This window comes from Sporosarcina koreensis (assembly GCF_001531445.1).
Lineage (GTDB): Bacteria > Bacillota > Bacilli > Bacillales_A > Planococcaceae > Sporosarcina > Sporosarcina koreensis_C.
Map to the genome: position 1 here is coordinate 1 of NZ_LQYA01000309.1, position 243 is coordinate 243.

Below are 243 nucleotides of genomic sequence, written 5' to 3' on the forward strand. Positions count from 1 at the left end.
ATTTGCTTTTGTCCATCTTCAAAAACTTTTCTGTCCAAGATCAAACTATAAAAATAAACTTTTTCGTCACCAATCATTTCAGAATTCATCATCACAAAATGATTTCCATACCTGTTTTTAAAATATTCACGGGCTAACTCATGGCTAGAAAATTCGTGGATTTCCGATTCAGCTTTTCTACTAATCTTCAATTTTCATGACCCCTTTATCAATCATTTTTTATATAATAATTTTGCCTGTTCC

1 pseudogene is annotated in these 243 nt (G+C 30.5%); it reads right to left on the reverse strand.

From position 1 onward, the window contains the following. Positions 1-191, reverse strand: a pseudogene (locus tag AWV70_RS22100) (hypothetical protein); the annotation flags it as partial. Positions 192-243: the final 52 nt, after the last annotated feature.